The organism is Candidatus Methylomirabilis sp., from assembly GCA_036000645.1.
Taxonomy (GTDB): domain Bacteria; phylum Methylomirabilota; class Methylomirabilia; order Methylomirabilales; family JACPAU01; genus JACPAU01.
Map to the genome: position 1 here is coordinate 1 of DASYVA010000010.1, position 6,843 is coordinate 6,843.

Here is a 6,843-nt window from a genome sequence, read left to right on the forward strand (position 1 = left end):
TGGGCTGCATCATGATGCGCGTTTGCCACTTGAACACCTGCCCGGTGGGGATCGCCACCCAGGATCCCAAGCTCCGGAAGAAGTTTGCCGGGAAGCCGGAGTTCGTTGAAAACTTCTTCCGCTTCATCGCCCAGGAGGTGCGCGAGCTGATGGCCAAGCTCGGGGTCCGCACCATGGACGAGATGATCGGCCGGGTGGATCGCCTGGATGTGCGGAAGGCGGTGGAGCACTGGAAGGCGCGCGGGCTGGACTTCTCCTCGATCCTGTACCGCCCCGAGGTGGGCCCGGAGGTGGCCATCCGCAAGGTGCGGGAGCAGGACCATGGCCTGGAGAAGTCGCTGGACATGACCACTATCGTCCCACTCTGCCAGCCGGCCCTGGACCGGGGCGAGCCGGTGAACCTGCGCCTGCCCATTCGGAACATCCACCGGACCGTGGGGACCATTCTGGGGTCCGAGGTGACGCGCCGCTACGGGAGGAAGGGGCTGGCCGACGATACCATCCAGATTCACTTTACGGGTTCGGCCGGCCAGAGTTTCGGTGCCTTCATCCCCAAGGGGATCACGCTGACCCTGGAGGGCGACTCCAACGACTACCTCGGGAAGGGCCTCTCAGGGGGAAAGATCATCGCCTTCCCGCCTCGCCACGCTACCTTCGTTCCGGAGGAGAACATCCTCGTCGGGAACGTAGTCCTCTACGGCGCCACCAGCGGCGAGGCCTACTTCCGGGGCGTCGCCGGGGAGCGCTTTGCCGTGCGGAACAGCGGGGCCCTGACCGTGGTGGAGGGGGTCGGCGATCACGGCTGCGAGTATATGACCGGTGGCCGCGTGGTCGTCATCGGTGCCACTGGGCGGAACTTCGCCGCGGGAATGTCGGGCGGGGTCGCCTATGTCCTGGATGAAATCGGCGACTTCAAGAGACGGTCGAACCTCGGCATGGTGGACCTGGAGCCACTCTTCGCCGAGGAAGAGGTGGCGGAGGTCAAGGACCTCCTGCACCGCCACCTCCACCATACCCAGAGCACGGTGGCGGACCGGATCCTCCGAAACTGGGAGACGCTGCAGGCCAAGTTCGTCAAGGTGGTGCCCCGCGACTACAAGCGGGCGCTGAACGCCATGAAACGTGCCCAGCTCGAAGGGATCCCCTGGGAAGAGGCAGTCATGGTGGGGGCCCATGGGTAAGCCCACTGGCTTCGTCGAGTTCAAGCGCGAGAAGCAGCCGTACCGGCCTATCGCGGAGCGGACCCGGGATTGGAGGCAGGTCATGCTTCCTTGGCCGGTGGACACGCTCCAGAAGCAGGGCGCGCGCTGCATGGACTGCGGCATCCCCTTCTGCCACGAGGGCTGCCCGCTGGGGAACATCATCCCGGACTGGAACGATCTCGTGTACCGGAACCGCTGGCGGGAGGCCAGTGATCGGCTGCACGCCACGAACAACTTCCCGGAGTTTACGGGAACGCTCTGCCCGGCCCCCTGTGAAGGCTCGTGTGTCTTGGGGATTAACGATAACCCCGTGACGATCCGGGCCATCGAGCTGGCCATCGTTGACCACGCCTTCGAGCAGGGATGGGTGAAGCCAGACCCGCCGCTGATCCGCACCGGAAAGAAGGTGGTGGTGGTGGGCTCGGGCCCGGCCGGCCTGGCGGCGGCGCAGCAGCTCAACCGGGCCGGCCACTGGGTTACGGTCTTCGAGCGGCACGACCGGATCGGCGGACTCCTTCGGTACGGGATCCCAGAATTCAAGATGGAGAAGGGAGTCTTGGACCGCCGGTTGGACCTGCTGCGGAAGGAGGGGATTCGGTTCGAGGTCAACGCCAACGTTGGGGTGAATGTCCCGGTAGAGAAACTCCGGCGTGAGTTCGATGCCATCCTGCTGGCCGGGGGCGCCACGCTCCCTCGCGACCTGAAGGTCCCCGGGCGGGAGCTTCGCGGGATCCACTTCGCCATGGAGTATCTCCCCCTCCAGAACCGGCGCTGCGAGGGTGATCGCATTCCGGATGGGGAATTCATCACGGCGAAGGGGAAGCGGGTCGTCATCATCGGCGGGGGCGACACGGGTGCCGACTGCCTGGGGACCGTGCACCGGCAGGGGGCCCTCTCGGTGCACCAGTTCGAGATCCTCCCGCGTCCCCCGGATACCCGTGCGCCCGACAACCCCTGGCCGCAATGGCCGGTCATCCTCCGGACCTACGCTGCCCATGAAGAGGGGGGCATCCGCGACTACAGCATCTCGACGACGCGCTTCTCGGGGCGAGACGGAAGGGTTGAGCGTCTGCACGGCGTCCGGGTGGAGGTCGTTTCGGACGGCAATGGGCGCCGGACCATGCGGGAGATTCCAGACAGCGAGTTCGAGATGGACGCGGACCTTGTCCTTCTGGCTATGGGCTTTCTCGGGCCCGAGCGGGACGGGATGCTGGGTCAGTTTGGCGTCACGCTGACCGAGCGGGGCAATGTCTGGCGGGACGAGAACTGGATGACCAGCGTGCCGGGGGTCTTCACCGCCGGCGACATGCAGCGCGGGCAATCGCTGATCGTCTGGGCCATCGCCGAAGGCCGCCAAGCCGCCAAGGGCATCGACACCTCCCTCATGGGCTCCACGAACCTGCCCTAGATCACCCGAACTACCATTCCAGCGGACACCCCGTCCGAGGACCCTCCCGGAAGCCTGCACGTTCTCCGAAAATTGCGCTAATACAAACGATAGAAGTTTCGTGACAAAAGGTCCGGGTGGCGCCGGATGCCGCCCCATGGCCCCCGTACACGATCACCCCCCCGTGCACAGGGTGATGTCAGTCCGCCAAAAGGATCCTCCCCATCCCGATCGCCACCAGGAGGCCGAGCCCCCAGAGCCAAGGGAAGGTCCCCTCGAGATACCAGGCAAGGAATGGGTATACAGGGGCGGAAAGGGGGAGAACGGATATGGCGAAGAGGGTCCCGGTCACGCCGAACAGGCGGGCATACCCCGCTACCATGGTCGCAAACAAGACCACGGCGATGACAATCCAGGAGGCCCCGAACAGGAACCCTGGCAGGCTCGGTCCGCGTCGCTGCTCCACGGCACCCGCTAGAGGGGGAGGTCCGCGAGGCCGCGGAGGAACCCCCCCAGCACCTCCCCCAGGAATACGGTGAGCATCGCCACGTAATAGAACCCCGTCGCCGCCTGGACGTTGGGGAGACGAAGGCTGTTCCGGATGATCAGCGCGGCGGTGAGGCTCCCTCCCACCCCCACCCCCAGACGCAGGATGACCAGGAGGAAGTGCTCCTGGAGCCCCCCCAGGGCCTCTCCCGGGGCCAGCCCCCCCGCGAGCCACAGGAGCGCTCCCGCCACGATCGGGTAGCATCCCCGGGCAAGGACCGCCCAGAGGAAGGCCCGGCTGAGGCGGTCAATGAGTCGGAGGGGAAGGTGCGGGGCGTTGAGGTAGCTGTGGCCGAGAAGCATCCCCACGAAGGCCAGGCCGAGGAGCGCCGCCCCCAGGACCGCGTCACCGAGGCGGAGGGGAAAGCCCAGGACTCCCAGCCCATCCCCGTCTCCCCAGGCCCCCAGCACGAGGAGCCCACCCCCGAGCAGAAGAGCAACGCCCCGGGCCAGGCGGATCCCCCGCTCCCCCGCCACACCGAGGGAAAGCAGATAGGACAGGAGGGAGGCCGCGAAGGCGGCTGGGCCCAGCAGGGCGAGCCCCGGTCGGGCGCCCCCCGCCCCCTCTCCCGCCGCCACTGCCAGGACCCAGAGGACCAGACCCTCGACCGCGAGCAGACTGAGAGAGCAGATGGCGAAGAAGCCTCGCCGGATGGCTGAAAGGGGAATGAGCGTCTGGGCCCAGAGGCCGCCGACCGCAAAGTGGGTCAGCGCGCCCAGGGCGGCCGCCGCAACGCCAGGCACGGGGACCTTTCGGGAGGAACCTGCACGGGGAGCGCCCGGCCCCCAGCGAACGCCGGACGCCGGCGTGCCGAGCCAGATGACGAGCATCACGAGGCCCGAGGGAGGAGCGGGTACCCAGAACGACGTGAGGCGACGTCAGTTGGCCCGGCGCTAGGGGAGCTCCACGAAGACGTCGCTGCCCTGGACCTTGACACGGAAGACCTGGACCTTCGCCGCCGGGTTGGTCTTGGAGACCCCGGTCGTGCAGTCGTACTTCCAGCCGTGCCAGGGGCAGGTGACCACCTGGCCTTCCAGGAATCCCTCCCCCAGGGGGCCACCTTTGTGCAGGCAGGTGTTGTGAATGGCGTGGAACGCGCCCCCCACGTTGAACAGGGCGATGGGCGTGCCATCGGCCTCCACGGTCTTCCCCTCGCCCGGGTTCAAGTCCGCCGTCTGTGCCACCTTCACCAGCTTGCCCATGTCCGCACCTCGCTCGACCCTTCGGATCAAGTGCCCGCCGCCCGCCCGCCCGGCGCAGCCGGTTCGCCCAGGATCACCCGGGTCAAGGCCGGGAGGCCCTCCGCCATCCGGGGACCGTACCAGGAGATCCACTTCCCGTCAATGCAGTACAGCCGGCCGTCCCGGACGGCGGGGATGCCTGGGAAGGCACTGAAGAGCGGAAGGTGCTTGGCGCCGAACCGGAACGGCTCATCGGGGAGGAGGATCACCTCGGGGGCCGCGGCCTCCACTTCCTGCAGCGTGACCCGGGGGTACCGCTCGGGGCGATCCGCCGTAATGTTCTCGCCGCCGCAGGTGACCAGGACATCGTGCACATAGGTATCCCGGTTGCACGCCATCCAGGGATTCTTCCAGATGGGGCAGAAGACCCGCAACGGCGCGCGCCCCGCCCGGAGCCGTCGGACCTGCTCCCGCGCCGCCTCCACCCGGGCGGCCTGGGCTTCCCCGGCGGCGGCGACCCCCAAGAGCTCCCCCAGGGCCCTGAGGAGCGCAATCCCCTCATCCACGCCCCGCGGGTAGATGACGTACACCGGAATGTCGGACTCGGCGAGGGCGTCGACGTCCGGCTTCCGGTTTTCCTCCACGTTCGCGATGACCAGATCGGGCTGGAGCCGACGGATGAGGTCCAGGTCCGGGTTCTTCTCCCCGCCCACCCGGACCTTCCCGGCCACGCCGGCGGGCGGCTCGGTGCAAAATTTCGTCACCCCGACGAGCCGGTCGCCGGCCCCCAGAGAGAAACAGATCTCGGTCACGCTGGGGATCAGGGAGACGACGCGCCGGGGGGGATACGGGACCGGCACCTCGCGGCCCAGCGCGTCTCGGAAGCGGCGCGTCTGCAAGGCTGTCCCGCCGCAGGCCGGGACGCCGCTACGAGGTCTCGAGCAGCCCCGAGCGCGCCGCGGGCCTGGCGCTCGGCACCATGACCGCCTCGACCGCTTTCTGGTACGCCTGGTGGAGGCGCGGGATCCGGCGCGTGAAAGTGAGCCCGATGCGCGCGAAGCCCTCGAAGACCGCCCGGCGGTCCCCGTCGAGCGAAAAGTGGACCACCTCCGGGAGCCGGTCCAGCTCCGTCTGGACACGCTCATGCAGCTGCTGGAGTCGCTGGTGCAGCTCCTCGCGCCCCTTGCGCACCGACCCGAGGATGGGCAGGACGAGGAGATCCACTCGATCGCGGAGGCGGGAGACGGCTGCTGCCGCTACCGGGACCACCTCCACCCCTAGCTCGTTCAGGTAATGCCGCAGGAACTGCCCCGCCGTGTCGGTGAGGAGTGCCTCCGGGACGGCCACCGCCCCCCGGAGGCGGCGGCCGACGCCGAGCACCCCCTGCGCGCCGGCGTACAGCTCGCGGCGGAGGCGCTTCACGGACTCCTTGTTGAAGGCGTCCCGCCACCACTCCGTGGCCGCCGACGCCTCGGTGAAGGGGGAGAGGGGGCCGACCGTCTCGGGATCGCCGTGGGCGACGGTCACGTACTCGTGGAAGTGCTTGTGCGCGATCATGTAGGCGAGAGCATTGACGAGCTTGGCGAGGGAGGGCCCCGACCGCATCGTCTGCCAGAGGGTCCGGAGGAAGAGCCGGCGCCGGACCCGGGAACGCGTCAGGAGGAAATAGCGGATGAGCCGGGGCACCACATGGATCAGGCCCCAGTCGAACTGGCGCACGGTTTGCCGGGTCAGGTCGCGGTGGGGGAGGAACTGGCGCAGGGCCTGCGTGAGCCGCGCCCCGTAGTTCTCGGACTTGTAGAGGGCCCGGATCAACCAGTTGTACCCCCGGTGGACTTCCTCCACGGTCATGCCCTTCGGGACGAAGTTGAGGTCGGCGGCCCCGTGGCCCCGGATCACCGCCGAGTCGTAGGGCAGGAGCCGGCCCTCCTGCTCCAGGCGGGCGTACAGGGGGGTCTTCTCGATCGCGGTCAGGACCCCGCAGGTCGTAAACGGGATCCCGGCCTCCGTCAGGAAGTCGAACTGCTCCTGAAAGATCCGCACGTCGTCGTGGTCGAAGCCGACGATCATGCCGGCCGTGATGATCAGGTTATGGGACTGGATCTTCCGCACGCTCTCCAGGAGCGGCTTGTGGACGTTCTGTCGCTTCTTGGTCTCGACCAGGCTATCGATCCGTGGGGACTCGATGCCGACGAAGATGCCGGTAAAGTTCGCCTCGCGGAGCAGCGCGAGCAGGTGCGGCTTCTCGGCGACGTTGATGGTCATCTCGGCGGAGAAGTGCAGGGGGAAACCGTGAGCCCGGCCGAACTCCACCAGGGCCTTGAGGAGCTGCTCCGCGTACTTCGTGTTCCCGATGAAGTTGGCGTCCGAGAAGCTGACGTACTTCCCGCCCAGGGCGGCGATGGTCTCGATCTCCTTCAGCACCTGGGAGACCGTCTTGAGCCGGGGCACCCGCCCGTCGGTGATGATGATGTCGCAGAATTCGCACTGGAAGGGGCAGCCCCGCGTCGTTTGCACGAAGTGGTA

At 67.8% G+C, this 6,843-nt stretch carries 7 protein-coding genes; 2 read left to right on the plus strand and 5 right to left on the minus strand.

Translation table 11 applies throughout. The annotated features are described in order from the left end of the window. A partial coding sequence (locus tag VGT06_00330) for a glutamate synthase-related protein (protein ID HEV8661579.1) occupies window positions 1–1,181 on the plus strand: 1,181 nt, incomplete at its 5' end. Then, complete coding sequence (locus tag VGT06_00335; protein ID HEV8661580.1) at window positions 1,174–2,610, plus strand: glutamate synthase subunit beta; 1,437 nt, start codon at window positions 1,174–1,176, stop codon at window positions 2,608–2,610. The genes VGT06_00330 and VGT06_00335, both read left to right, overlap by 8 nt. Window positions 2,611–2,788: 178 nt before the next feature. Here the strand turns inward: VGT06_00335 and VGT06_00340 are convergent, their stop codons facing one another. From VGT06_00340 to VGT06_00360, 5 genes are all read right to left on the minus strand, one after another. Beyond that, window positions 2,789–3,055 carry a hypothetical protein gene (locus VGT06_00340; GenBank protein HEV8661581.1) on the minus strand — a complete coding sequence of 89 codons (267 nt, stop codon included), beginning with the start codon at window positions 3,053–3,055 and terminating at the stop codon, window positions 2,789–2,791. Window positions 3,056–3,063: 8 nt separating this feature from the next. Continuing rightward, window positions 3,064–3,879, minus strand: coding sequence for a hypothetical protein (locus VGT06_00345; GenBank protein ID HEV8661582.1), 816 nt, complete (start codon window positions 3,877–3,879; stop codon window positions 3,064–3,066). Window positions 3,880–4,029: 150 nt separating this feature from the next. Next, on the minus strand, window positions 4,030–4,338 hold the full coding sequence (locus VGT06_00350; GenBank protein ID HEV8661583.1) for a non-heme iron oxygenase ferredoxin subunit: 309 nt from the start codon (window positions 4,336–4,338) through the stop codon (window positions 4,030–4,032). Between the two features lie 26 nt (window positions 4,339–4,364). After that, window positions 4,365–5,216, minus strand: a complete 852-nt coding sequence (locus tag VGT06_00355) for a cobalamin-binding protein (protein HEV8661584.1) — start codon at window positions 5,214–5,216, stop codon at window positions 4,365–4,367. Window positions 5,217–5,244: 28 nt separating this feature from the next. Continuing rightward, window positions 5,245–6,843, minus strand: a 1,599-nt coding sequence (locus VGT06_00360) for a DUF4070 domain-containing protein (GenBank protein ID HEV8661585.1), incomplete at its 5' end; no start/stop codon positions are given.